Source organism: Sphaerimonospora mesophila, from assembly GCF_001417795.1.
GTDB lineage: Bacteria > Actinomycetota > Actinomycetes > Streptosporangiales > Streptosporangiaceae > Sphaerimonospora > Sphaerimonospora mesophila.
In genome coordinates, this window is the sequence record NZ_BCBX01000033.1 from 89398 (window position 1) to 114423 (window position 25026).

A 25026-nucleotide genomic window follows, 5' to 3' on the forward strand; every position below is an offset into this window, starting at 1 on the left:
GCCGGAGGTAAAAGCAGGGGGCCGGACGGGCTGGAGAGCCGGGAGGCGAGGGCAGGTTCGGGGGGACCGGCGGCGCGGGGGATGAGCACGACCCCGGCGGCGTCGGCAGGACAGAAACGACGGGACGAGATCCGTGATCATATTCGACGGCGTCACCAAGCGTTATCAGGACGGCACGGTCGCCGTGGACGACCTGAGCATCGAGGTGCCCGGCGGGGCGATCACCGTGCTCGTCGGACCGTCCGGATGCGGCAAGACCACCTCGCTGCGGATGATCAACCGGATGGTCGACGCCTCCTCCGGGCGGATCCTGCTGGACGGCAGGGACATAAGGGACGCCGACCCGGCCACGTTGCGCCGGGGCATCGGATACGTGATCCAGCACGCCGGTCTGTTCCCGCACCGCAGGATCGTGGACAACGTGGCGACCGTGCCGTACCTGCTGGGCTGGAACAAGAAGAGGGCCCGGGCGCGCGCGATGGAGCTGATCGAGCTCGTGGGCCTCGACCCGAAGCTGGCGACGCGCTATCCGTTCCAGCTCTCCGGCGGCCAGCAGCAGCGCGTCGGGGTGGCCAGGGCGCTCGCGGCCGATCCGCCCGTGCTGCTGATGGACGAGCCGTTCAGCGCCGTCGACCCCGTGGTGCGTACCGGTCTGCAGGACGAACTGCTGCGCCTGCAGACCGAACTGCGCAAGACGATCGTGTTCGTCACCCACGACATCGACGAGGCGATCAAGCTGGGCGACACGGTCGCGGTCCTGCGCACCGGAGGCAGACTCGCCCAGATGGCAGGGCCGGCCACGCTGCTCAGCGAGCCGGTCGACGCCTTCGTCCGGGGGTTCCTCGGCCGTGACCGCGGCATCCGCCGGCTGTCCTTCATCTCGGCGAAGGACGTCCGGCTCGCCCCCGTCCCCGCCGATCTCGCCCTCGACGACGAGAACCGACCGCTCGGCACGCACGCCGACGGCCGGGCCCTGCCGTACGGAACCTTCGACCCGGAGACCGACTCGATGCGCGTGGCGCTGGACGCGGCGCTGCTGTCGCCCGATGGGACGGCCGTGGCCGTCGACGGAGACGGCCGCGTGCTCGGGGTGGCGACGCGGGAGGCGCTCGACGCCGTGCTGCGAAAATACGCCGGCGGGCAGACCGGAGATGGGACGCCCATATGAAGAGCGAGCCGCTGATCCGCTGGGACTGGGTCACGCGGAACTGGGACAACGGCAGCCCGTCGGCGATAAGCACGCTGCTGGAGAGCCACATGCTGATGGCCTTCCTCCCGGTGCTGCTCGGGCTGCTCGTCGCCCTGCCGCTCGGCCTGGCCTGCGTACGCTGGCCCCGCCTCTACCAGCCCACCGCCGGCCTGGTGAACGTGACGTACGCGCTGCCGTCGCTCGTGCTCTTCTCGATCTTCCTGTCCTTGACCGGGCTGACCCCGGCGACGGTCATCGTGCCGCTGACGTTCTTCACGCTGGCCGTGCTGATCCCCGCGGTGGTGGACGGGCTGGCCTCGGTGCCCGACCACGTGCGCCAGTCCGCGACGGCGATGGGCTTCCGGCCGCTGCGCCGGCTGCTCCAGGTCGAGCTGCCGGTCGCCGTGCCGGTGGTCCTCGCGGGCACGCGGGTGGCGACCGTGTCCAGCATCAGCCTGGTCAGCGTCGGCGCGCTGATCGGGCAGGGCGGCCTCGGCAACCTCTTCATCGACGGCTGGCAGCGTCAGTTCTACACGCCGATCATCGTGGGGATCGTGCTCATCGTGGTGCTCGCCGTGCTCACCGACGGTCTGCTCGTGCTCGCCCAGCGGCTGCTGACTCCGTGGTCCCGGGCCCGGCGGGACGCGCGATGAACTGGCTGATCGACTTCTTCGGGGACGCGGACCACTGGTCCGGCCCGTACGGCATCCCGGCCCGGCTGCTCGAGCACCTGGCGTTCTCCGGGGTCGCGTTCCTGGTCGCGGCGTCGATCGCCGTGCCGCTCGGCATGCTGATCGGGCACACGGGCCGGGGAGCGCTGCTCGTCGTCGTCTCGGCGAACGCCGCCCGCGCCCTGCCCACGCTCGGCCTGCTCGTGCTCGTCGTGCTGCTGGCCGGTGTCGGCACCGCGTTGCCGGTCCTGATCCCGCTGATCGTGCTGGCCGTCCCGCCGATCCTTGTGAACACCTACGAGGGCATACGCGGGGTCGACCCCGACCTGCGCGACGCGGCGTACGGCATGGGCCTGCGCGGCCGGCAGGTCCTCTTCCAGGCGTTGACGCCGGTCGCGCTGCCGCTGATCCTGCTCGGCCTAAGGCTCGCCGCGATCCAGGTGGTGTCGACGGCCACGATCGCGGCGTTCGTGGGGCTGGGCGGACTCGGACGGTTCATCATCGACGGCATCGCCACCAGGACGTACGCCGACGTGATCGGGGGAGCGGTCCTCGTGGCCGGGCTCGCGCTGGCCGTCCAGTTCGGATTCACGCTGCTCCAGCGGGTGACCGTCTCGCCGGGGGTGCGCAACCTCCGCTGATCTGTTGATTTTTCCTGTTATCCCAATCCGTGAAGGGATTCATAATGATGCGACGTATCTTCGGCGCGGCCGCCGTAGTCCTGGCGACCGCGCTCGCCTTATCCGGCTGCGGTGGGGGCGACCCGCTGTCCGCCCCGGCCACCTCCGCGCCCGCCACCTCAGAGGGGACGGCGGGGCCGGTCGTGGTCGGCTCCTTCGACTTCCCCGAGAGCGTCCTGCTCGCCTCGATCTACGCGCAGGGGCTGCGCGCCAAGGGCGTCACGGTCGAGGAGAAGCCCAACATCGGCAGCCGCGAGGTCGTCTACGACCAGATCAAGAGCGGCGGGCTGACCGTCCTGCCCGAGTACATCGGCTCGCTGCTGGCGTTCGTCGACAAGAACAGCACCGCCAGGACGAAGGAAGAGGTCGTCGCCGAGCTGAAGGCCAAGCTCCCCGAGGGACTCCAGCTCCTGGCGCTGTCGGCCGCTGAGGACAACAACTCGCTGAGCGTGACCAGGGAGACCGCCGACAAGCACGGCCTGGCCACGATGGAGGACCTCGCCAAGGTGTCGAAGGACTTCGTCGTCGGCGGTCCGCCCGAGTTCAAGCAGCGCCAGCAGGAGAACCTCAAGAGCGTCTACGGCATCGAGTTCAAGGAGTGGAAGCCGACGGGTGCGACCACCGCCGATGCGATCAAGAGCGGCACGATCCAGGTCGGCAACGTGTTCACCACCGACCCCAAGATCGTGCTGAACGACCTGGTGCCGTTGCAGGACACCAAGAACGCCTTCGGCGCCGAGAACATCGCGCCCCTGGTCTACACGGCCGGCGTCGACGCCACGGTCACCTCGACCCTCGACGCGATCTCGATCAAGCTCGACACCGCCACGCTCGTGTCGTTGATGAAGCGGATCGCCGTCGACAAGGAGGATCCGCCGGCGGTGGCCGCTGACTGGCTCACCCAGAATGGGCTCGTCTGACCCGTCGGACGGAGCGAGGGGAACAAGGAATGGGATCGTCGAGCGGCCTGTTCACGGAGGCCATGGCTCAGATGGCGGCCGGGGTGGCGGTGGTCACCGTACGAGACGGCCGCGACGACCTCGGCGTCACCGTGACGTCCCTGACATCGGTGTCGCTCGATCCTCCCCTCGTGCTGGTCGGGCTGGGCTCGTCGAGCTATCCGGCCGAGGTGCTGCTGCGCCGGGACCGGTGGGCGGTCAGCCTGCTCGCCGACGGCCAGCAGGCGATCGCCTCGCGGTTCGCCGCCTCGGGCCGGCCCGGCGCACGCCTGCTGCTGTCGGGGGTCGCCCACCATCGCGGCCCGTACAGCGACGCCCTGGTCGTGGACGGCGGCGTCGCCGCGATCGAGGTGGAGACGGCACAGGTCGTCCCGGCGGGTGACCACACCCTGTTCATCGGTGAGGTCCTCGCGGTCGACTACGTGGATGCCGGGAAAACGCCGTTCGTCCGGCTCCGCAGCCGGTATCGTCCGGTGCGCTGAACCTCCCGAATTCCGCTGATGTGGAGTCTTCATGCGTGTGTTTCTCGCCGTGGCGAGCAAGGGCGGCCCTTCCGCCGAGCCGCTGCTCGATCAGGTCGTCCGTTCGGCGGAGGGCCTGATCGAGCAGGTGTTCCCGGTGCCGGCCGACACCGTGACCTCGGCTCGGCACCGGTTCGCCGGAACCGTACTGCTCGGCTGGGGCAACGAGGGTGGGGCCCCCACCCGGCCCGAACTGGTGACCGCCACGCGGGACCGGGCCATCGGCGTCACCGGACGGCTGCTCGACTGGGCTGACGTGGGCAGGCTGCTCGGCGCGTCCTCGTTGGGCGAGGTCGCGCGCGGCACGCGTGGCTGCTTCTCCGCGATCCGGATCGAGCCGGGCGGGCTGACCGCAGTCACCGACATGACACGGGCCTGTGGGATCTTCTACGCGCAGACCCCGGAGCTGCACATCGTCGGAAACCGCGCGCTTCTGGTCCACCTGGTGGCCCGCGGCGGCGGGCCGGTGGCCTGGGACGTGCGGGCCCTGCAGTCGATGGTGCGCCAGGGCTACTTCCTGTCCGACGAGACCCCCTACGACGGCGTCTCCGCGCTGCCGCCGTCGTCGACGCTGGTGGTGGGCGACGGGACGAGGCGGATCACGTCGGAGCCGCTGCCCGGTGTTCATCTGCCCGGGGTCCATCCGGGGGACGGATCCGTCCCGACGTCGCGCCGGGGCAAGCGCGCCGCGATCGAGGGGCTGGCCGAGGCGCTGGTGGAGACGGTCCGGCCGCTGACCGACCAGGTCAACCTGGCGCTCACCGGAGGGCGCGACAGCCGGCTCATGGCGGCGCTGCTGCACGCGGCCGGTGTGCCGTTCCGGGCGACCACCAACGGCCTGGACGATCACCCGGACGTCGTGATCGCCCGCCAGATCGCCGCCCGACTCGGCGTCGAGCACAACGTGATCGCGCCCAAACGTACCGAGCAGCGGGACGCAGTGCTGGTGGAGCATCCGCTGCGGCGTACCCACGAGGTGCTGCGCACCTGCGAGGGCATGACCTCCGCGTACGAGAGCATCGTGGAGTACCTGCCCTACAGCCCGAAGCTCACCATGTCCGGGCAGAGTGGGGAGATCCTGCGCGGCGGCTTCCTCTACAGCCAGGGAAATCCCGCTCCGGCGGCGATGCGGCGCCGGGTGGAGGCGTTCTTCCTGAAGGACGAGGCCCTTTTCGCCGAGGGCGCCAACGCCCACGCTCGCGAGCTCGCCGCGCCGTGGCTGGAACGGGCCGAGTCAGACCCCGCAGGGGCGCTCGACCACATGTACGTCAGCTATCGGGTGGGCAGATGGCACGCGGCGGCGCGCGCCGGCTCGCTGCGCAGGGGAGACGCCGTGCAGCCGTTCCTCGACAACCGCGTCGTGGGGGCGGCGCTCGCCCTCGATCCGCTGTGGCGCCGCTCCGAGGAGGTCGTCCACGAGCTGATCGGCATGTTCGCGCCGAAGCTTCGCGGGATCCCGCTCGAAGGCTCCGAGTGGCGGTTCATGGCCGAGCGCACTCCGTCACGGTGGGAGTCGCTGCTCGCCCGGAGACGATCGTCCGCCCAGAAGAAGTCGGGCACGCAGAAGTCGGGCACGCAGAAGCCGGGCGCGCAGAAGCCGGCGGCCCCGAAGGGGAAGAAGGGCGCCGGGAGCTGGAACTGGCGGACCAGCCCGGGAGAGCGCCTGACCGCGGTGCTCAGGGACGGCGTGCTCGATGGCGTCGCGGCCGGTGACGGCGCGCTGTGGGAGATCGTCAGGAAGGACGCCGTCGAGGAGATGTTCGCCGCGCCCGTGCTCAGGCAGCCCGCCCTCGCCTGGAACCTCTACACGGTCGGCGCGATGCTGTCCGGGGTCTATCCCGGCGACGCACCCGGAGACCTCGACCCCATCGAGGTGGTCATCCCGACCTGACGGGCCTGGGGCGGGGGTCGCCCGCCGCGGCGCCGGAGGTTCAGCGCCGCGGCTCGGGTCCGGTCAGCGGATCGTCCACGAACCGGGGAGCACGAGCGGGCCGTACGCCGGCAGCCCGAGATCGGCGGCGATGCGGGCGACCGGGCCCCACGCCTCCAACTGGACGCGGGCGCGCGCGGCGGACCGGTCCTCGCTCGACTCCGGTGGACGCAGCCGCTCCAGTGGATGCATGCGCGGATACATCCGTACCGGTGCGTTCCTGGGGAGATCGGCCCGACGGCGGGCCATGATGAGCGCGTCCTCCAGACCGCCGATCTCGTCGACCAGGCCGTTTCTCATGGCGTCTGCGCCCGTCCAGACCCGGCCCCTGGCCAGTTCGTGTGCACGGTCACGGTCCAGGCGCCGGCCCTCCGCCACCTTGCCGACGAAGTCGGCGTAGATCCGGTCGAGCCAGGCGTTGACCCGCTCCCACTGCCCATCGGAGAACTCGCGCGTCGTCGAGAACATCCCGGCGTTCGCGCCCTCGGCCACGGTCTCGGTCACCACGCCGAGCTTGCCGAGGAGCTCCCCGATGACGGGCTTGCCGCCGAAGACCCCGATCGACCCGGTCAACGTGCCGGGCTGCGCCACGATCAGATCGGCGGCCATCGACACGAAGTAACCGCCGGAGGCGGCCAGATCGCCCATCGACACGATCACCGGCTTGCCCGCCTCACGGGCCAGCACGACCTCGCGCCAGATCGCGTCGGAGGCGACATACGATCCGCCGGGGCTGTCGACGCGGAACACGATCGCCCTGACCTTCTCGTCCCGCCGGGCCGAGCGCAGCGCCGCGCAGATCGTGTCGGAGCCCATGGCGCCCCCGCCGCCGAGAGGGGACCGCCCGCTGCGTCCGAGCCGGATCGAGCCGCTGCCGTGGACGAGCGCGACGACGTCGGCGGTGGGGCGGGGCAGCCGTCCGGGCAGCGCCGACCTGGCGTACCGCGACACGTACAGCAGACGGGCGTCCTCGCCCACGGTCTCGGTGTAGACCTCGTCCCGGTACTTCAGCCCGTCCACCAGGCCCGCCTCGACGGCCTCGGCGCCGATGAACGGTCCCTGGTCGATCAGCTCACGGACCCGTTCCGGGTCCAGGGACCGGCCCTCGGCGATGCCGGCCGTGATCTGCTCGGTCACGGACTCGGCGATGCGGGCGGCCGACTCCCGGTGCGCCTCCGTCATGCGGTTCTGGGTGAACATGTTCGCCGCGGTCTTGTACTCGTGGCGCTGGCCGAGCTGGTACTCGACGCCGGCCTTCGCCAGGGCGTCCCGTACGAACTGCTGCTCCAGGGCCACGCCGGTGAGCCCGACATCGCCGGAGGGCTGCAGATAGACCCGCTCGAACGCGCTGGCCAGGTAGTAGGGGACGGTCCCGGCGCCGAACTCGCCGAACGTCTCGGCGAACGCGACCGTCAGTTTGCCCGCGGCGCGCAGCTTCAGTACGGCCGTGCGCAGCTCCTGGACCATGCCGAGGCCGAGCGGAACGCCGCCGATCTTGACGATCAGGGCCTGGACGCGGTGGTCGCGCCGGGCTCGCTTGAGGCCGGACAGCACGTCGGTGAGGCGCGCCTTCCGCATGGACAGCAGCGCGCCGAGCGGATCGGCGGGTGGTCCCTCGGACAGCCCCTCGGTCAGATCCAGTTCCAGTACGAGCGGGGCGGTACGGCGCTGCCGCAGCTTGTCGACGGTCTCCAAGATCGTCTTCGTCGCGTCCATAAATGCCACCTTAAGCGACGGTTTGGCCTTCGATGCGGGTCCGAGTCGAAACGGAAAACGGGCCCCCACACTCTGAGGTGTGGGGGCCCGCATCGGCCGAAGCGGTCACTTCACTTCCGATGGCCGTGTCACTCGAGTCCGTCGGACTGTTTACCTCAGCCCGTTGGGCTGTGCTACTTCAGTCCGTTGGGCTTGCTACTTCAGTCCGTTGGACAGGGCGTTGATCAGCTCGCCGTTGGTGGTGTCACCGCTGAGCTCCCAGAAGAACGTCCCGCCGAGACCCTGGTTCTTGGCGTAGGTCATCTTGCCGGCCAGGGTGGCCGGGGTGTCGTAGCTCCACCAGTTGCTGCCGCAGTGGGCGTAGGCGGTGCCCGCGACGGTTCCGTTGGCCGGGCAGCTGTTCTTGAGGACCTTGTAGTCCTCGATGCCCGCCTCGTAGGTGCCGGGCGCTGCGCCGGTCGCGGTGCCACCCGGTGCGCTCTGGGTGACGCCGGTCCAGCCGCGGCCGTAGAAGCCGACGCCGAGCAGGAGCTTGCTCGCCGGCACACCCTTGTTCTTCAGCTTCTGGATCGCCGCGTCGCTGTTGAAGTCCGCGATCGGAATGCCGTTGTAGGAGGTGAGCGGCGAGTGCGGAGCCGTCGGACCCTTCGCGTCCCAGGCGCCGAAGAAGTCGTACGTCATCACGTTGTACCAGTCGAGGTACTGCGCCGCGCCCGCGTAGTCGGAGAGGTCCAGCTTGCCGCCGGAGCTGGCGTCGGCGGTGATCGCCGCGGTGATGAGGTAGTCCTTGCCGAACTTGGCGCGCAGTGCCCGCACCAGGTCGGTCATGGCGTTCGGGCCGCTGGTGTCACAGGTCAGACCGCAGGCGTTCGGGTACTCCCAGTCGATGTCGATGCCATCGAACACGTCCGCCCAGCGCGGGTCCTCGACGAGGTTGTAGCAGGAGTTGGCGAAGGCCGTGGGGTTCTTCGACGCCTGACCGAAGCCACCGGACCAGGTCCAGCCGCCGAAGGAGTACAGGATCTTGATGTGCGGATACTGGGCCTTCAGCTTGCGCAGCTGGTTGAAGGCGCCGCGCAGCGCGTTGGGGTTGTCCCAGGTGTCCGCCTTGCCGTCCACGCTGTTGGCGGTGGTGTAGGCCATGTCGTAGTCGGCGTAGGAGTCACCGATCGTGCACTGACCGTTGGTGACGTTGCCGAACGCGTAGTTGATGTGCGTGAGCTTGGCGGCCGAGCCACTCGTCACGATGTTCTTGACGAAGTACTGACGGCCGTAGACGCCCCAGTTGGTGAAGTAGCCGATGACCTTCTTGCCGCCCGGCGTGGGAGTCACGGTCGGTGTGGGGGTCGGCGTCGGCGTGGGGGTCGGGGTCGGCGTCGGCGTGGGAGTCGGCGTCGGTGTCGGGGTGGGAGTGGGGGTCGGGGTCGGCGTCGGCGTGGGGGTCGGCGTCGGGGTGGGGTTGCCCACGAGGAGCTTCCAGAGGGCCGGGACGTTCGGCGGCTCCCAGCCGACCAGGGTCGTGTGCGCCTGGATGGCCTCGTAGTCCTTGCCGGCGTACGTGACCCGCGCACCCACGGCGTAGTAGGTGTTCGGGGCCCAGGCCGGGTAGGCGGCCAGTGCGACCGCGCTCTGGGGGGAGGTGGCGGCGGAGGCGGTCCCGATGGCCAGCGGCGCGAGCAACACAGCGCCTGCGACCAGGGACCCTAGCAGCATTCTTCGCAAGAGTAGCTCCAGGTAGGGGGGTGTCCCTGAAACTCATAGGAAAGTTTCCTATCAGTTAATCCTGGAGCTTACGTTCGCGTCGGCCGCCGGTCAACACTCCGGCCGCCGATTAAGCTCTGTTTAAGGTGCCGCTAAGGCTCTCCCGATCAAGGCCTCCGGTACGACGCACTCTCCGGAGCGGTCATGTTGGGTGACGAGATGATTGCGGAGGGTGCTTTCGTCCCGCTTCACCTGTGCCTTCACGTCTACCGTCGCCACGTGCCGATCGCCGAACACGAAGCCGCGGGCCATCAGACCGGCCGGTCGATCAGGTCGGCTCTTCCGGAGCGATCTCGGTGACGGTCGGCGGGCGCAGCCACACCGTGCCCAGCGGCGGCACGCGGAGTCGTGCCGAGAAGGGCTGACCATGATGAGGGACCGCGTCCGTCCGCACCGCGCCGAGGTTGCCCACGCCGCTGCCGGCGTATTCGTAGGCGTCGGTGTTGAGGACCTCCTCCCATACGCCGCCGAGCGGAAGGCCGAGATGGTAGTCCTCGTGCGGGGCGCCGGAGAAGTTGGCCACGCAGGCCAGCACCGAGCCGTCTGAGCCGTACCGCAGGAAGGAGAACGTGTTGCCCGCCGCGTCGTCCGCGTCGATCCACCGGAAGCCGTCGGGAGTGAAGTCCTGTGAGTACAGCGCGGGCGTCTGCCGATATATCCGGTTGAGGTCGCGGACCAGCCGACGCACCCCCTGATGGAAGTCGAAGTCCAGCACCCACCAGTCCAGGCCGGCGGCCTCCGACCACTCCGCGCCCTGGCCGAACTCGCCGCCCATGAACAGCAGCTGCTTGCCGGGATGCGCCCACATGAACGCGTACAGCGCCCGGAGGTTGGCGAAGCGCTGCCACTCGTCGCCCGGCATCTTGCCCAGCAGAGAGCCCTTCAGGTGGACGACCTCGTCGTGCGAGAGCGGCAGCACGAAGTTCTCCGAGAAGGCGTACATGAGGGAGAACGTCATCTGGTGGTGGTGATACTGCCGGAAGATCGGCTCGTGGGCGAGGTAGGCGAGCGTGTCGTGCATCCAGCCCATGTTCCATTTGAAGCCGAAGCCGAGCCCGCCGAGATGCGTCGGCCGTGACACCCCGGGCCAGGCCGTCGACTCCTCGGCGATCGTGACGATGCCGGGGACCTCGCGGTAGCAGAGTGCGTTCGTCTCCTTCAGGAACTCGATCGCGTCGAGGTTCTCCCGGCCCCCGTAGATGTTGGGGGTCCACTCGCCGTCCCGGCGTGAGTAGTCCAGATAGAGCATCGAGGCCACCGCGTCCACCCGCAGACCGTCGATGTGGAACTCGGTCAGCCAGTAGAGCGCGTTGGCCACCAGGAAGTTGCGCACCTCGCGGCGGCCGAAGTCGAAGATGTAGGTGCCCCAGTCCGGGTGCTCGCCCCGCCGCGGATCCGCGTGCTCGTACAGCGGCGTGCCGTCGAAACGGGCCAGCGCCCACTCGTCGGTCGGGAAGTGGGCGGGCACCCAGTCGACGATCACGCCGATGCCGGCCCGGTGCAGCTCGTCCACGAGATGGCGGAAGTCGTCGGGGGTGCCGAACCGCGAGGTCGGCGCGTAGTACGACGTGACCTGGTAGCCCCACGACCCCCCGAAGGGGTGCTCGGCCACCGGCAGGAACTCCACGTGCGTGAAGCCCATGTCCGTGACGTACTCGACCAGCTGGGCCGCGAGATCCCGGTAGGACAGACCGGGCCGCCAGGAGCCGAGGTGCACCTCGTACACGCTCATCGGCTCGGCGCGCGCGTCCCGGTCCGGCCGGGCCGACAGCCAGGCCTCGTCGTTCCAGACGTACTCGGACCGCTCGACGACGGAGGCGGTGGCCGGCGGCACCTCGGTGCGGCGGGCCATGGGGTCGGCCTTCTCCCGCCAGACCCCGTCCACGCCGAGGATCTGGAACTTGTAGCGGCTGCCCGGCCCGACCTCCGGGAGGAACAGCTCCCAGATGCCCGATCTGCCGAGTGAACGCATCGGATGGGCGACACCGTCCCAGTGGTTGAAGTCGCCGATCACGCGTACGCCCCGTGCGTTCGGCGCCCACACCGTGAAGGCCGTGCCGTCGACGTCCTCGTGGCGCATGACACGGGCGCCGAGCGCCTCCCACAGCCGTTCGTGCCGTCCCTCGCCGATCAGGTGCAGGTCCAGCTCGCCCAGCGTCGGCCAGTGCCGGTACGGATCGTCCGTTTCGTACGGCGGGGCCTGCGGATAGGTGATCCGCAGCCGGTAGTCGGGGATCTTGTCCAGTCCCGGAACCGTCACCTCGAACACCCCGTGGGCGACGTGGCTCAGCTCGTACGCCGTGCCGTCCATCAGGGCCTCGACCTTCTCGGCGAGGGGGCGCAGCGCACGGATGGTCACGCCGTCGGCTCCACGTAGATGGGCGCCGAGAATCGAATGGGGGTCGTGATGAGCGCCACCGGCCAGACGATCGAGATCCATGCTCTAACCCTGCCCCACACGAGGCCGTCATCACCACCGGCGCCGTCGACCGAACGCGATCGTCAGGCGGCCTTCCTCCTCCAGCTTACGCGGGGCCGCCCCCGGTGAAGGCGGCGAGCGGGATCGGGAGCCAGGCGGGACGGTTGCGCGACTCGTAGACGACCTCGTAGACCGCCTTGCTCAGCTCGAGCGCCCGGAGCAGTACGGCGTCGTCGCCGCCGATGTGCCCGCCGCCCTCGGTGTAACCCGCGAGGAAGGCGGCCCGGTTGCGGGTCGACCACTCCAAGGCCCGGCCCTCCAGCGACTCGGCCTCCGGATGGTCGGCCAGCAGGTGCCGGGCGGCGTAGTCGAACGACCGCAGCATCCCGGCGACGTCGCGCAGCGGCGAGTCGAGCGCGCGCCGCTCGGCCAGCGGCTGGCCCGGCTCGCCCTCGAAGTCCAGCACCACCCAGTCGGCCGGGGTGCGCATCACCTGGCCGAGGTGGTAGTCGCCGTGCACCCGCTGGACGGGCACGCCGTGCCCGAGCTCCGCCAGCCGGTCGAACGCCCGGCCCGCGACGTCGGCGTGCTCGCCGAGCGCGGGCACCTCGGCGACCGCCCGATCCAGCCGCCGGCGGAACAGCTCGGTCATCTGTTTGATGTCGGCCGGCTCGATCGTCCCGGTGGGGAACGCCTCCGCGAGCTGGCGGTGCACCTCGGCCGTGGCGGTGCCGAGCCGGAAGGACTCGGCGGCGAAATCACCGCCGGCCTCCTCGGCAGGCACGTCCTCAGCGCTGGCGTAGAGGTCGCGGACGCTGGTCAGCGCCATCGTCCAGCCGTCGCCCGCGTTCGACAGGAACTCCTGCATGATCGCCAAAGTCGTCGGCTCGCCGTCCACGGGGGCCTCGATCCAGCCGTACGGCCTGGCCACGTGGACGGACCCCGCGGCGGCCAGGCCGGTGACGATCTCCAGCTCCGGGTTCACCCCCGGGGTGAGCTGGCGGAACAGCTTGAGTATGTACTTGTCGCCGTAGACCAGCGAGGTGTTGGACTGCTCGGCGGTCAGCACCAGGCTCCGCTGGCCGGTGTCGATGTCCGTACCGGGCACGTGATGGAAGGTGAGGTCTCCCACCCGCAGTTCGTCGGCCATGCCCGCCGGCAGGTCGGAGGTGAGCGCGGCGTCGTGGGCTGCGTCGTAGAGATAGCGTTCGCCCTCGTCGGCCCACTGACAGGTTCCGATCAGGACGTGCTTCAGCCGCTCGGGCAGCTCGGCGCGCAGGCCGGCCAGCAGCTGATAACGCGTCCGCCGGTCGGCCTGCCGTACGGACACGATCAGATGGACCAGTCCCGGGTCGCCCGGCCGGATCTCGGTCAGGGAGTCGATGGACAGGTCGTCGATGGCGTGGCCCTTGCCGGCGAACCACCGCTGCTCGGTGAGCCAACCGGCGAGAAGCCCATGCGATGCTGTCGTCACTCCTCCTTCGGGTCGGCCGCCCTCTTGATCGCGGGCAGGGTGAACCAGTAGAACCCATGCCCGGGAAGCGTCAAAAGATACGGGAGCTCGCCGATCGGCGGGAAGGGGACTCCGCCCATGCACTCGACCGGTGTGGCGCCCTCGAACCTGCGCAGGTCGAGCTCCACCGGCTGGGGGAAACGGGAGAGGTTGTTGACGCACATCACCCGGTCGTCGCCCAGCTCGCGGACGAACGCGAGCACGCTGGGGTTGGAGGAGTTCAGCTCGGTGAACTCGCCGAGGCCGAACACCGGATGGCGCTTGCGGATCTCGATCATCCGCTTGGTGAAGTGGAGCAGCGAGCCCGCCTGCTTCTGCTGTGCCTCGACGTTGATGGCCTGGTAGCCGTAGATCGGGTCCATGATCACGGGGAGGTAGAGGCGGCCGGGATCGCAGGTGGAGAAGCCGGCGTTGCGGTCCGGGGTCCACTGCATCGGCGTACGGACCCCGTCGCGGTCGCCCAGCCAGATGTTGTCGCCCATGCCGATCTCGTCGCCGTAGTACATCACGGGCGAGCCGGGCAGGCTGAACAGCAGCGCCGTGAACAGCTCGATCTGGTTGCGGTCGTTGTCGAGCAGCGGCGCCAGGCGGCGGCGGATGCCGACGTTCGCCCGCATCCTGGGGTCCTTGGCGTACTCGGAGTACATGTAGTCGCGCTCTTCGTCGGTCACCATCTCGAGCGTGAGCTCGTCGTGGTTACGCAGGAAGATGCCCCACTGGCAGTGCTCGGGAATCTTGGGCGTCTGGGCCAGGATCTCCGAGATCGGATAGCGGGACTCGCGTCGTACGGCCATGAAGATGCGCGGCATCAGCGGGAAGTGGAAGGCCATGTGGCACTCGTCGCCGCCGGTGACCGGGTCGCCGAAGTACTCCACCACGTCGGCCGGCCACTGGTTGGCCTCCGCGAGCAGGACCCGGTCGGGGTAGAGCCGGTCCACCTCGGCCCTGACCCGCTTGAGATAGGCGTGGGTCTCCGGCAGGTTCTCGCAGTTGGTGCCCTCCTGCTCGAACAGGTAGGGGATGGCGTCGAGCCGGAAACCGTCGATGCCGAGGTCGAGCCAGAATCTGATGACCTCCATCATCGCGTCCTGCACGTCCGGGTTCTCGTAGTTGAGGTCCGGCTGATGATGGAAGAAGCGGTGCCAGTAGTACTGGCCGCGTACGGGGTCGTAGGTCCAGTTGGACGACTCGGTGTCGATGAAGATGATCCGGGCGTCCGGGTACTCCTCGTCGGTGTCGCTCCAGACGTAGAAGTCGCCGTACGGACCGTCGGGGTCGGAGCGCGAGGCCTGGAACCACGGGTGCTGGTCGCTGGTGTGGTTCATGACGAGGTCGGCGATCACCCGGATGCCGCGCTTGTGCGCCTCGTCGACCAGGCGGATGAAGTCCCCCAGGTCGCCGAACTCCGGGAGGATCTTCATATAGTCGGAAATGTCGTATCCGCCGTCCCGGAGGGGCGACTCGTACAGCGGCAGCAACCACAGGCAGTCGACGCCGAGCCACTGGAGATAGTCGAGCTTGTCGATGAGCCCGCGGATGTCCCCGGTGCCGTCCCCGTTGGAGTCGGCGAAACCCCGGATCAGCACTTCGTAGAAGACGGCTCTTTTGAACCAGTACTGATCCCGCGGCTTCTCGTGCGTGAATGTGTTCGGGACGGGCTGGCTGTGGCTTGGCTGAGGTGTCGAGCTCACCTGTGGACTCCCCGGGATGTGCAGGGCCGCGCTCACGAGCGGTGCGCTGACCCGTGGCGAAGCGTGAAGATGTGTGCGGGATTGATGTGCGGGTCGAGGCGCACGTAGTTGGCCTGCCCCCAGCGGTACGACTCGCCCGACAGTTGGTCGTCCACGACGAACTCGGCTTGCCAGTCGAGACCGAGGGCGGGCATGTCCAGGTGGACCGTCGCCTCGCGAGTGTTGTGCGGATCCAGGTTGACGACGGCCAGCACCACATCGCCTAGCCCGTGCCTTCGTGTGGCCGTGTCATAGGCGCCGGACAGCCGCTTTGAGAAGCAGATCAGATCCGGCTGGTCGACGTTGTGGAACCGTAGGTTACGCAATTCCTGGAGCGCCGGGTGGGCTCTTCTCAACAAATTGAGCCGGGTAATGAACGGGGCAAGGCTCCGCCCCTCCCGCTCCGCCGCGGCCCAGTCACGCGGCTTGTACTGATATTTCTCGCTGTCCAGGTATTCCTCGCTGCCCGGCCGTACCGGGGCGTTCTCGCCCAGCTCGTACCCAGAGTAGACGCCCCAGGTCGGCGACATGAGCGCGGCCAGCACGGCGCGGATCTTGAACGCCGGCATGCCCCCGTGCTGCAGGTACTCGTGCAGGATGTCGGGCGTGTTCACGAAGAGGTTCGGCCGAAGGTAGTGCGAGGTCTCCCGGCTCAGCTCCGACAGATAGTCCTCCAGCTCCGGCTTGGAGTTGCGCCAGGTGAAGTACGTGTACGACTGGTGGAAGCCGATCATCGCGAGCGTCCGCAGCATCGGCGGCCGGGTGAACGCCTCGGCCAGGAACAGCACGTCGGGATCGGTCTCCTGGATGTCGGCCAGCAGCCGCTCCCAGAAGGCGACCGGCTTGGTGTGCGGATTGTCGACCCGGAAGATCCGTACGCCGTGCTCCATCCAGTGCCGGACCACCCGGCGCACCTCGGTGTAGATCCCCTCGGGGTCCTTGTCGAAGTTCAGCGGGTAGATGTCCTGATATTTCTTCGGCGGGTTCTCCGCGTAGGCGATGCTTCCGTCGGCCCGGATGTTGAACCACTCCGGGTGATCCTTCACCCAGGGATGGTCGGGGGAGCACTGCAGGGCGAGGTCGAGCGCGACCTCCATGCCGAGCTCGCGTGCCCGCGCCACGAAGACGTCGAAGTCCTCGATCGTGCCGAGGTCGGGGTGGATCGCGTCGTGTCCGCCGTCTTCCGAGCCGATCGCCCAGGGCGACCCCGGGTCGTACGGCTCGGGCGTGAGCGTGTTGTTGCGTCCCTTGCGGAACTGGTAGCCGATCGGGTGGATCGGGGGAAGGTAGACGACGTCGAACCCCATCTGGGCGATGGCGGGCAGCCGCTGCTGCGCAGTCCGGAAATTTCCGGATGTGGGGGGAGCGTCCTTCTCGACCACCGCGCCCTCCGAGCGCGGGAAGAACTCATACCAGGAGCCGAACAGCGCCCGCCGCCGGTCCACCCGCACCCGCTGGCGGCCCGCCCTGGTCAGCAGGTCGCGCAGGGGATGCGCCGCGATCAGCGCGGCCGTCTCCGGCAGCTGCGCCACCGCGAACCGGGCACGCGGGTCGACGTCCTCGTCGCGCAGCCGTGCCGCGACCGCCAGCAGCGCCGCCCGATGCCCGCACGCCTGGCCGGGCCGGTCCGCCTGCGCCGAGCCCGACGACGTGCCTTCCGGTACGGCGGGGCAGTCGGCCGGCCGTACGGCCTTCGCCGCCCGTTCGAACAGCCGCGCGCCCTCCTCGCACATGAGGTCGGCGTCGATGCCGCGCGGGATCTTGATGCCCGCGTCGTGCAGCCAGGTGGCGATGGGGTCGCCCCAGGCCTCCACGCGGAACTGCCACAGTCCTTCGGCGGGCAGCGACACCTCCACGCTCCATCGGTCGGTGCCGGGGGCCGTCTCGCGCATGGGGAGCAGACGGCCCGGTTTCCCGTCGGGGTCGATGAGCACGACGCCGGCGGCCACCGCGTCGTGGCCCTCGCGGAACACGGTCGCGCTGATCTCGAACGTCTCGCCGGCGGCCGCCTTGGCGGGCCGGCGCCCGCAGTCCACGACGGGCTGGATGCCCTGGATGGGAATTCTTCCGATCATCGTCACTCAACTTACGGTCGTGTCTGACAAATCATGTACCGCCACGCGCGGCCCGGACGGCGCCTCGCCGCGTCGGCGCCCCGCCCGCGGGACTTCCGCGGGGTCCGAGGTGTTCGCCCTAAGGACTCCGGCTATGGTCCTCCTCCTTCTTGCGATGTGTCCGTCTGGATCCGCGCTCGCGACGGACGGCGTTCGTCAGACACTCCCCGGGACGCCGCACCGGGCGCCGCCGTGCTCTCCGAGGCAAGCTTTGCCCTTCACTTGTCCAAGTTGCTCTGTCCGGGCCCGGTCGGGGTGGCGCGGGCCGAGCGGCACGAGCCGGGCAGCACGATGTCGGGGCCCGTCGCCGGGCCCGTTCTTCGGTCATACAGGAGGTGCCCCAATAGTGCACTGTTACCCCTGCCGACGAAAGACATCAACGACCGGCCGGTCCGTGTTTGGGCCGCTCTTCTCAGGAGATCGATCATTACGGAGATCGCCGTGTGGTCGGGACGTGCATCATGCAGATGAGTGTAGTTTGGTGGGGTTTGTGCCGGTTGTTGGTGGTTAGGGAGCTTAAGGGAGTTTTAGGAAGATCGGGGGCGCCGGACCGGCGGGCGCCTCCGCTGGAGCGTGTCTGACGAACGTCGTCCCCCGCCGTCCGTCGCGGACGGGACATGATTTGTCAGAGACGACCCAGGGACAAGAGTGTTTCGGTCGCGCGTCGTGGCGCTGAGTAACTAGGGTCTGGCCCCGTGAGAGCAATCCGCAGGTTCACCGTTCGCACAGTTCTTCCCGCCCCGCTCGCGTCGCTCGGCGAGCTGGTCCGCAACCTCCGATGGTCGTGGCATCCGGAGACGATGGACCTGTTCGCCGAGGTGGATCCCGAGGTCTGGGAGCGGGTCGAGCACGATCCCGTCGCACTGCTCGGCGCCGTCGAGGCCGATCGGCTGCAGGCGCTCGCCCAGGACCGGCGCTTCCTTCGCAAGCTGGCGGACGCGGCCGACGACCTGCGCGAGTACATGAGCGCACCGCGGTGGTACCAGTCGCTCGAAGGCGCGCCGGCCGCCATCGGCTACTTCTCGCCCGAGTACGGCATCGCCGCCGCCCTGCCGCAGTACTCCGGCGGCCTCGGCATCCTCGCCGGAGACCACCTGAAGGCCGCCAGCGACCTCGGCGTGCCCATCCTCGGCGTCGGCCTGCTCTACCGGCACGGCTACTTCACCCAGTCGCTCTCGGCCGAGGGCTGGCAGCTCGAGCACTACCCCTCGCTCGACCCGGGCGGGCTGCCGCTCACCCTGCTCAGGGAGGAGGACGGCGCCCCGGCCAAGGTGGCGATCCGCCTGCCGGGCTCCCGCATGCTGCACGCCCAGATCTGGGTGGCCCAGGTCGGCCGGGTGCCGCTGCTGCTGCTCGACTCCGACGTCGCCGAGAACGACGCGGCCGCCCGGGACGTGACCGACCGGCTCTACGGCGGCGGCGGCGATCACCGGCTGATGCAGGAGTTGCTGCTCGGCATCGGCGGTGTCCGCGCGCTGCGCGCCTACTGCCGGATCACCGGTCATCCCGAGCCCGAGGTGTTCCACACCAACGAGGGTCACGCCGGCTTCCTCGGCCTGGAGCGCATCCGCGAGCTCACCGAGGCCCGGCTGTCTTTCGAGGAGGCGCTGGAAGCGGTCCGCGCCGGCACCGTCTTCACCACCCACACCCCCGTGCCCGCCGGGATCGACCGGTTCCCCATGGACATGATCGCCCGGCAGTTCGGCGGCGACAACGCCTGGCCGACCGTGAGCGTGGAGCGGATCCTGGAGCTCGGCGCAGAGCCGGAGGGCCCCGACTCCGACAAGGCCGTCTTCAACATGGCCGTCATGGGCATGCGGCTGGCCCAGCGGGTCAACGGCGTGTCCGAACTGCACGGCCACGTCAGCCGGGAGATGTTCCGCGGCCTGTGGCCGGGCTTCGACGTCGACGAGGTGCCGATCGGGTCGATCACGAACGGCGTGCACGCGCCCACCTGGGTCGGCCGCCAGATCATCGAGCTGGTGGGCGCCGAGGCCGGCCGGGAGGGCATGGAGGGCTGGGACCGGGTACGCGAGCTCTCCGACGCCGACATCTGGCGGATCCGCGGCGATCTGCGTGCCCGCCTGGTGACCGAGGCCCGCCGGCGGCTCCGGCGTTCCTGGCGGCAGCGGGGTGCGGCGGAGGCGGAGCTGGGCTGGGTCGACGAGGCGCTCGACCCCGGCGTGCTGACCATCGGCTTCGCCCGGCGGGTGCCGTCGTACAAGCGGCTCACGCTCATGCTCAGCGATCCCGAGCGGCTCAGGCGGCTGCTGCTCGACCCGGACAAGCCGGTGCAGATCGTCATCGCGGGGAAGGCCCACCCGGCCGACGAGGGCGGCAAGAAGCTCATCCAGCAGATCGTGCGGTTCGCCGACGAGGAGGACGTGCGGCACCGCATCGTCTTCCTGCCCGACTACGACATGGCCCTCGCGCAGTTCCTGGTGACCGGCTCCGACGTGTGGATGAACAACCCGCTGCGCCCGCTCGAGGCGTGCGGCACCTCCGGCATGAAGGCCGCGCTCAACGGCGGCCTCAACCTGTCCGTCCGGGACGGCTGGTGGGACGAGTGGTTCGACGGCAACAACGGCTGGGCCATTCCCAGCGCGGACGGCGTCGACGACCCCGACCGGCGGGACGAGCTCGAGGCCGCGGGGCTGTACGACCTGATCGAGCGCGAGGTGGCCGACCGCTTCTACGACCGGGCCGCCGACGGGCTGCCGCGCCGGTGGCTGGAGATGGTCAAGCACACGCTCGGCTCGCTCGGGCCGAAGGTCCTCGCCGGACGCATGCTGCGCGGGTACGTCATGGACCTCTACGCGCCCGCCGCGCACTCGGCGCGGACGCTCGCGGGCAACGCGTACGAGAACGCGAAGCTGTTCGCCGCGTGGAAGCTCCGGGTCACCCGGGCCTGGCCGGGGGTGCGGGTCGAGCACGTCGAGGCCACCGGCATCGGGAACACCCCGGAGCTGGGGGCGCGACTGGAGGTGCGGGCGACGATCGCGCTGGGTGAGCTGTCACCGGAGGACCTGCGGATCCAGGCGGCCTACGGCCGGGTCGGCACGCACGACGAGCTGATCGACCCCGACCACGTGACGCTGAAGCTCGACGGGGTCGGCGACGACGGACGGGCGCACTACACCGGTGTGGTGCCGCTGGACCGGACCGGCGCGTTCGGGTACACCGTCCGAGTCGTCCCGTTCCACCCGCTGATGGCGTCCTCGGCCGAGCTCGGGCTCGTCGTCGTGCCCGAGGAGCCCGTCGGCATGACCAACGGCACCCTGCGCTGAGCGCACCTGATCACCACCCTAGGGTGGTGCCTGACGAAGAAGTCGAAGCGGCCGGTCGAACCGGTGGAAGGGTGATGGCGCATGGGTGAGTTCGTGAGCGTGGAGATCGCCGACCATATCGCCACCATCCGGCTGGACCGGCCGAAGCTGAACGCGCTGAACCGGCAGATGCAGGAGGAGATCGCCGAGGCCGCACGGATGGTCGACGCCGATCCCGAGGTGCACGCCGTGATCCTTTACGGAGGCGAGCGGTCGTTCGCGGCCGGGGCGGACATCAAGGAGATGTCCGCCATGCCGTACGCGGAGATGGCGGTCCAGTCGCGCTCGTTGCAGGACTGCTTCACCGCGGTCGCCCGCATCGGCAAGCCGGTCATCGCGGCGATCACCGGGTACGCCCTGGGCGGCGGCTGCGAGCTGGCCCTCTGCGCCGACTTCCGGGTCGCGGGCGAGAGCGCCAAGCTGGGGCAGCCCGAGATCACGCTGGGGATCATCCCGGGTGCCGGGGGGACCCAGCGTCTGCCCCGGCTCGTGGGCCCGGCCAGGGCGAAGGACCTGATCTTCACGGGGCGGCACGTGGACGCGGCCGAGGCGCTCGCCATCGGCCTGGTCGACCGGGTGGTGCCCGATGTCGAGGTCTACACGGCCGCCCTTGAACTGGCCGCCACCTTCGCGCAGGGGCCGGTGGCGGCCGTGCGTGCCGCCAAGCAGGCGATCGACCAGGGGCTGGAGACCGACCTCGACACCGGTCTGGAGATCGAGCGGCTCCAGTTCTCCGGCCTGTTCGCGACCGAGGACGCCCGTGAGGGCATGACCGCCTTCACCGAGAAGCGCCGTCCCAAATTCACCGGCCGCTGAGTTCACCGGCCAAGCCGGACTCGGCAGTCGGCGGGATGAGCCGTAGTCAGTCAGTTCATCAGTCGGGCGTCCCTGCTGGCGTGCCAGATTCTGCAGGCCTAGGTAGGCCCGCCCGGCAACGCGGTTGCGAGTGGGGCGTCCCGTCGGTAGAAGCCGTACACACATCCAGCACAGCTATGTGCGTTTTCTCTCACGGCAAGGGTCTGGTCTGCAGGACCTCGCGCAGCTCCCGGCGATAGGCCGAGGAGCCCAGCGCGGGATCGTCGCCCAGCAGGCGCTCCAGGGCGTGGCCTGCCAGCCGTGTCCCGCTGGGCACTCGGCGGGGCACGGGTGGCTCCTTGGTTCCTGTGAGGAATCCCCGAAAACGGCTTACTCCGGAATCCTCCGGTAGCTTGTCGGCCGACCGCGTCCCCCCGATTGCTCGACAAGGCCCCTTGCTTTGAGGTGTCGCAGGACCTTTCGAACATTGGGTGCGGACAGGCCCAGCTCCTGCGCCAACTCCGTGACATTGCGTTCAGCGGCCGCCAGAGCGTCATAAACCCGCAGCTCGGTCTCGTTCAGGTCATGACCCGGCCGGGCCTCTCGGCCCCCCTGCCGCAGCACGACTGTGAACCGAATGGCCGCGTCGACGTAATGGGCGGGCGGGAGCCCGGCGTCCGCCAGAGCATTGGTGACGATCGGGATGCCGGTGGCGAGAGCCTCGACCACCCTGGCTTCCGTTTCAGGGGTACGGACATGCTGGCAGATCGCGACAAGTCGCGCGTTGCGAGCAGAGGTAACGGCATCGTGACCAAGTCGCTCCACCGTGATCCCGTACAGCCCACCCGGATTGGAGATGATCAGCCGATCATGGAGGAGGCGGACCTCCACCGCCATGCCGGCCGACCAGTGATCGAGATCACGATGAAGAAGGGCGTTGGCGATGATCTCGCGGAATGCGAGATATGGGTATGCGGGTCGATCGTGCACGCTACCGTCTGGCGTCGACACGATCACCATGTCGAAACTTCGCCGAGCCCAGGCGAGTGCTTCATCCAGCATCCGGGGAATCGGTCCAGTGATCGTCGTCTGGTTCCGTGCTCGCGAGCCCGGTGGATCCGTAGAGAGCGGTGCTGCCGAAGCCTGGATGACGAAGCGCGGGAACCACTCCTGAGGATGGACTCCCAAGGCCAGCAGGCCGGCGACAGTCGGTGTGCCGTCGGCAAGGGTCACGCCCGCACGCCGGAGCAACTCGGAATCGTCACGGAAACGACCCAGGCCCTGCGGATCGCGGTCACGCGTCGAGCGCAGGAAGGCCGCGACGAGATCACCGTCGAGATCAGCCCGGGTGGCCCCCTCTACCGGTTTGCGGTCGAACATCGGCGGCTGCCTGGCAGCCAGGAATGCCTGCTCCTCAAGAGCGGACAACCGGAAGTCGCCATCGTAGCCCCGGATGTACGCAGCGCCCGACGCGGTGATCCGGCATGGTTTCGCCGAAGGGTCGCACTCGTGAACCCGAGCAACGATCACTGGTGCTCCGTCGACCTCCCCGTCGCTGATCGTGAGCTGGACAGGCGGTGTGAACGATCTCGCCTTCTGCGCCAGACCCTGTTTGAGTGCCTGCGGATCCGCCAGCGGCACAGGCCGGAATCTCGTCGCCTCATCGAGACCGAGGATGACGGTCCCACCTCCCGGATGGTTCGCCAGGGCGCTCAGGGTGGGCGTGAGCGACTGTGGCAGCCCTCCTGCCGCGGACTTCACCTCGACCTCGGTGTGGTCGCCTCCGGTGTGACGGAGTCGATCGACGAGTTCACTCAGATCTTGCTGCACACACCAAATGTAACCACAGGCGAGTTACATTTGCGGCGGTCCTGGTTACATTTGTCGTGCTGCTGGTTACATTTGGCTACAGGCTGTACCGGTTCCGGTCGGATGGGGACATACTTGATCATATAGTCACCTAGGTGGTTCATCCACGGCGCAGGGCTCATCTGGGTGATTTGGTCTGTTGACGGTTGTTGACCTTGCTCGGGCTGGATTGCGGCTATCGTGGCGATTCATGATGCGGTTCGTCAGGCGAGTGCTGGCCCCCCTCACTGCCCCGATCTCCAGACGCGTGCGGTCCCGGATCGACGCGAGATACGTCACCAAGGCCGATCACCGGCGGGACATCAAGGACGCGCTCTGGGAGGTCCAGATGCTCCGCCGCGAGGTGGTGTCCCTGCGTAACGAGGTCGACCGGTTGCGGAAGACCGCCAAGGCGTCGGCGGCGCCGGCCCCCGCCCGCGATCCCCGGGTCGCCGAGGCGCATCGGCTGGCGACCGAGACCGCCGACGCGCTGGACAAGGTGCTTCAGAACGAGGTGCGGGTCTGGCAGGCCATCGACGACCTGTCCGCGCGCGTTCCGGTGGCCGAGCAGGTCCGCCACATCGAGCACGCGGAACATGTCGGATAGCGAGGGGCACGGCTCATGCGGGTGGAGTGGACCTTCGACGACGGCGTCTGGCGGCTTGCCTTCCTGCTCCATCCGGAGGACGAGACCATCGGGATGTGCGCCGACGGCCAGCGTCTCGAGCTGCGCACTAACTCGTGCCACGTCAGGCTGCCCAAGGAAGCGGGAAAGCCGTACGTCCACCCCGATCTGCTCGCGGTGGCGGCCTGGACGGTCGTGGCGCCGTGGACCAGGCGGAGGGTGAGCTTCGACCGGCCGATCTCGGCCGGCCTGGCGGAGGCGCTGCGTACCGGCTGGGGCGTGGACGCCGGGCCGCTGGGCGAGGACCGGCGGGACGGGGCGCGGCTGGCGATCTCCTACAGTGGCGGCGCAGACTCGGTGGCGGTGGCGGACATCTTCCCGGACGCGCCGTTCGTGCACTTCCAGCGGGTGAGCCACCCCCGGGTGCCCAACCGGTGGACCCACTACCGTTCCGACGTGCTCGCCCGCCTGGCGCGGCGGACCGGCCGGGAGCTCACGATCGTCCAGTCCGATCTGGAGTTCGTGCTGAGCTTCCCCCGGCCCGGTTACCCCGAGCATCACGCGGTGGCGGTGGGCGCGCTGCTGCTCGCCGACGAACTGGACCTGGGGGGTATCGCCCTGGGGTACGAACTGGGCTCACGCTGGCTCGGCGGTGACCGTTACGTTCACCGCTACAGTCCGGAGAACCCGATGTGGGCTGCGGACGGGTCGTGGGGGCGGCTGTTCGCCGCGGCCGGGCTGCCGGTCGTGCTGCCGGTCGGCGGGGTCAGCGAGGCCGTCACCATGCGGATCGCGCTCGCCTCCGACCTGCGCGAGCAGGTCCGCTGGTGCCTGCGCGGATCGGGGGACGGCCCGTGCGGCGAATGCGACAAGTGCCTGTACAAGGAGCTGATCCAGGCCGCCGTCGAGCGGCGTCCGCTGCGTACGGCGATCACTGCCGGCCGGGGCATCGCACGCAAGTGGCAGCAGCCACCGCCGTACGGTGGACAGGAGATGATCGAGTACGGCTGCGCGCACGTGCCCGGCATCGAGACGACGCCGTTCGCCCGGGCGGCCGAGTATCTTCAGGCGACCGTCGAGTCGACCCGCTGGCTGGAGCACTGCTACCCGCCGGCGATCGAGGAGATCCCCGAGCGCTGGCGCAAGCAGGTCGACACGTACATGGTGGACTCGGTGGGGCTGATGGACGGGGATGAGGCCCACCGGGTCGAGACATGGGGGACATAACA

Annotated in this window: 18 protein-coding genes; 10 read left to right on the forward strand and 8 right to left on the reverse strand. The window is 69.2% G+C overall.

Annotation, left to right across the window (positions count from 1 at the left end):
* The first annotated feature begins 133 nt into the window (after nucleotides 1-133).
* Genes AP234_RS10495 through AP234_RS10520 form a run of 6 tightly spaced genes read left to right on the forward strand, consistent with a single transcriptional unit; the run spans nucleotide 134 to nucleotide 5911 of the window.
* A complete protein-coding gene (locus tag AP234_RS10495) occupies nucleotides 134-1168 on the forward strand; it encodes an ABC transporter ATP-binding protein (protein ID WP_055479419.1) in 1035 nt (344 codons plus the stop codon).
* Entirely contained in the window at nucleotides 1165-1842 is a 678-nt protein-coding gene (locus AP234_RS10500; RefSeq protein ID WP_055479420.1) for an ABC transporter permease subunit, read from the forward strand. The genes AP234_RS10495 and AP234_RS10500 overlap by 4 nt, the downstream gene beginning before the upstream one ends.
* A complete protein-coding gene (locus AP234_RS10505) occupies nucleotides 1839-2501 on the forward strand; it encodes an ABC transporter permease subunit (protein ID WP_055479684.1) in 663 nt (220 codons plus the stop codon). Before AP234_RS10500 ends, AP234_RS10505 begins: the two co-directional genes overlap by 4 nt.
* Before the next feature lie 44 nt (nucleotides 2502-2545).
* A complete protein-coding gene (locus AP234_RS10510) occupies nucleotides 2546-3460 on the forward strand; it encodes an ABC transporter substrate-binding protein (RefSeq protein ID WP_235558093.1) in 915 nt (304 codons plus the stop codon).
* A gap of 29 nt (nucleotides 3461-3489) precedes the next feature.
* A complete protein-coding gene (locus AP234_RS10515) occupies nucleotides 3490-3981 on the forward strand; it encodes a flavin reductase family protein (protein ID WP_055479421.1) in 492 nt (163 codons plus the stop codon).
* A 31-nt stretch (nucleotides 3982-4012) separates the two neighbouring features.
* On the forward strand, nucleotides 4013-5911 hold the full coding sequence (locus AP234_RS10520; RefSeq protein WP_055479422.1) for an asparagine synthase-related protein: 1899 nt from the start codon (nucleotides 4013-4015) through the stop codon (nucleotides 5909-5911).
* Between the two features lie 63 nt (nucleotides 5912-5974).
* Here the strand turns inward: AP234_RS10520 and sppA are convergent, their stop codons facing one another.
* The 6 genes from sppA to AP234_RS10550 form a co-directional block, all read right to left on the reverse strand.
* Nucleotides 5975-7666, reverse strand: coding sequence for a signal peptide peptidase SppA (gene sppA, locus AP234_RS10525; protein WP_055479423.1), 1692 nt, complete (start codon nucleotides 7664-7666; stop codon nucleotides 5975-5977).
* Nucleotides 7667-7861: 195 nt separating this feature from the next.
* A complete protein-coding gene (locus tag AP234_RS10530) occupies nucleotides 7862-9379 on the reverse strand; it encodes a glycosyl hydrolase family 18 protein (RefSeq protein ID WP_055479424.1) in 1518 nt (505 codons plus the stop codon).
* Between the two features lie 316 nt (nucleotides 9380-9695).
* Entirely contained in the window at nucleotides 9696-11867 is a 2172-nt protein-coding gene (gene glgB, locus AP234_RS10535) for a 1,4-alpha-glucan branching protein GlgB (protein ID WP_055479425.1), read from the reverse strand.
* A gap of 85 nt (nucleotides 11868-11952) precedes the next feature.
* The gene (locus AP234_RS10540; protein ID WP_055479426.1) at nucleotides 11953-13320 is read right to left on the reverse strand and encodes a maltokinase N-terminal cap-like domain-containing protein; all 1368 of its coding nucleotides are present in this window, start codon (nucleotides 13318-13320) and stop codon (nucleotides 11953-11955) included.
* Nucleotides 13317-15050 carry a maltose alpha-D-glucosyltransferase gene (gene treS / locus AP234_RS10545; protein WP_055479427.1) on the reverse strand — a complete coding sequence of 578 codons (1734 nt, stop codon included), beginning with the start codon at nucleotides 15048-15050 and terminating at the stop codon, nucleotides 13317-13319. Before treS ends, AP234_RS10540 begins: the two co-directional genes overlap by 4 nt.
* Nucleotides 15051-15082: 32 nt before the next feature.
* Nucleotides 15083-17164 (reverse strand): alpha-1,4-glucan--maltose-1-phosphate maltosyltransferase, encoded by a 2082-nt coding sequence (locus AP234_RS10550; RefSeq protein ID WP_055479428.1) that lies wholly within the window; start codon nucleotides 17162-17164, stop codon nucleotides 15083-15085.
* A gap of 734 nt (nucleotides 17165-17898) precedes the next feature.
* Between AP234_RS10550 and glgP the strand changes: the two genes are divergently transcribed.
* Nucleotides 17899-20490: an alpha-glucan family phosphorylase gene (glgP, locus tag AP234_RS10555; RefSeq protein WP_055479429.1), complete on the forward strand. Its 2592-nt coding sequence runs from the start codon at nucleotides 17899-17901 to the stop codon at nucleotides 20488-20490.
* A gap of 81 nt (nucleotides 20491-20571) precedes the next feature.
* The gene (locus AP234_RS10560; RefSeq protein ID WP_055479430.1) at nucleotides 20572-21345 is read left to right on the forward strand and encodes an enoyl-CoA hydratase-related protein; all 774 of its coding nucleotides are present in this window, start codon (nucleotides 20572-20574) and stop codon (nucleotides 21343-21345) included.
* A gap of 190 nt (nucleotides 21346-21535) precedes the next feature.
* Here the strand turns inward: AP234_RS10560 and AP234_RS37145 are convergent, their stop codons facing one another.
* Both AP234_RS37145 and AP234_RS10565 read right to left on the reverse strand, forming a co-directional pair.
* Complete coding sequence (locus tag AP234_RS37145; RefSeq protein WP_160330410.1) at nucleotides 21536-21673, reverse strand: hypothetical protein; 138 nt, start codon at nucleotides 21671-21673, stop codon at nucleotides 21536-21538.
* A 41-nt stretch (nucleotides 21674-21714) separates the two neighbouring features.
* A complete protein-coding gene (locus tag AP234_RS10565; RefSeq protein WP_200926389.1) occupies nucleotides 21715-23154 on the reverse strand; it encodes an ATP-binding protein in 1440 nt (479 codons plus the stop codon).
* Nucleotides 23155-23383: 229 nt separating this feature from the next.
* On the opposite strand from AP234_RS10565, the gene AP234_RS10570 reads away from it, so the two are divergent.
* Both AP234_RS10570 and AP234_RS10575 read left to right on the forward strand, forming a co-directional pair.
* On the forward strand, nucleotides 23384-23779 hold the full coding sequence (locus AP234_RS10570) for a hypothetical protein (RefSeq protein ID WP_235558095.1): 396 nt from the start codon (nucleotides 23384-23386) through the stop codon (nucleotides 23777-23779).
* 15 nt (nucleotides 23780-23794) lie between these two features.
* Nucleotides 23795-25024, forward strand: coding sequence for a DUF6395 domain-containing protein (locus tag AP234_RS10575; RefSeq protein ID WP_055479431.1), 1230 nt, complete (start codon nucleotides 23795-23797; stop codon nucleotides 25022-25024).
* Nucleotides 25025-25026 lie beyond the last annotated feature (2 nt).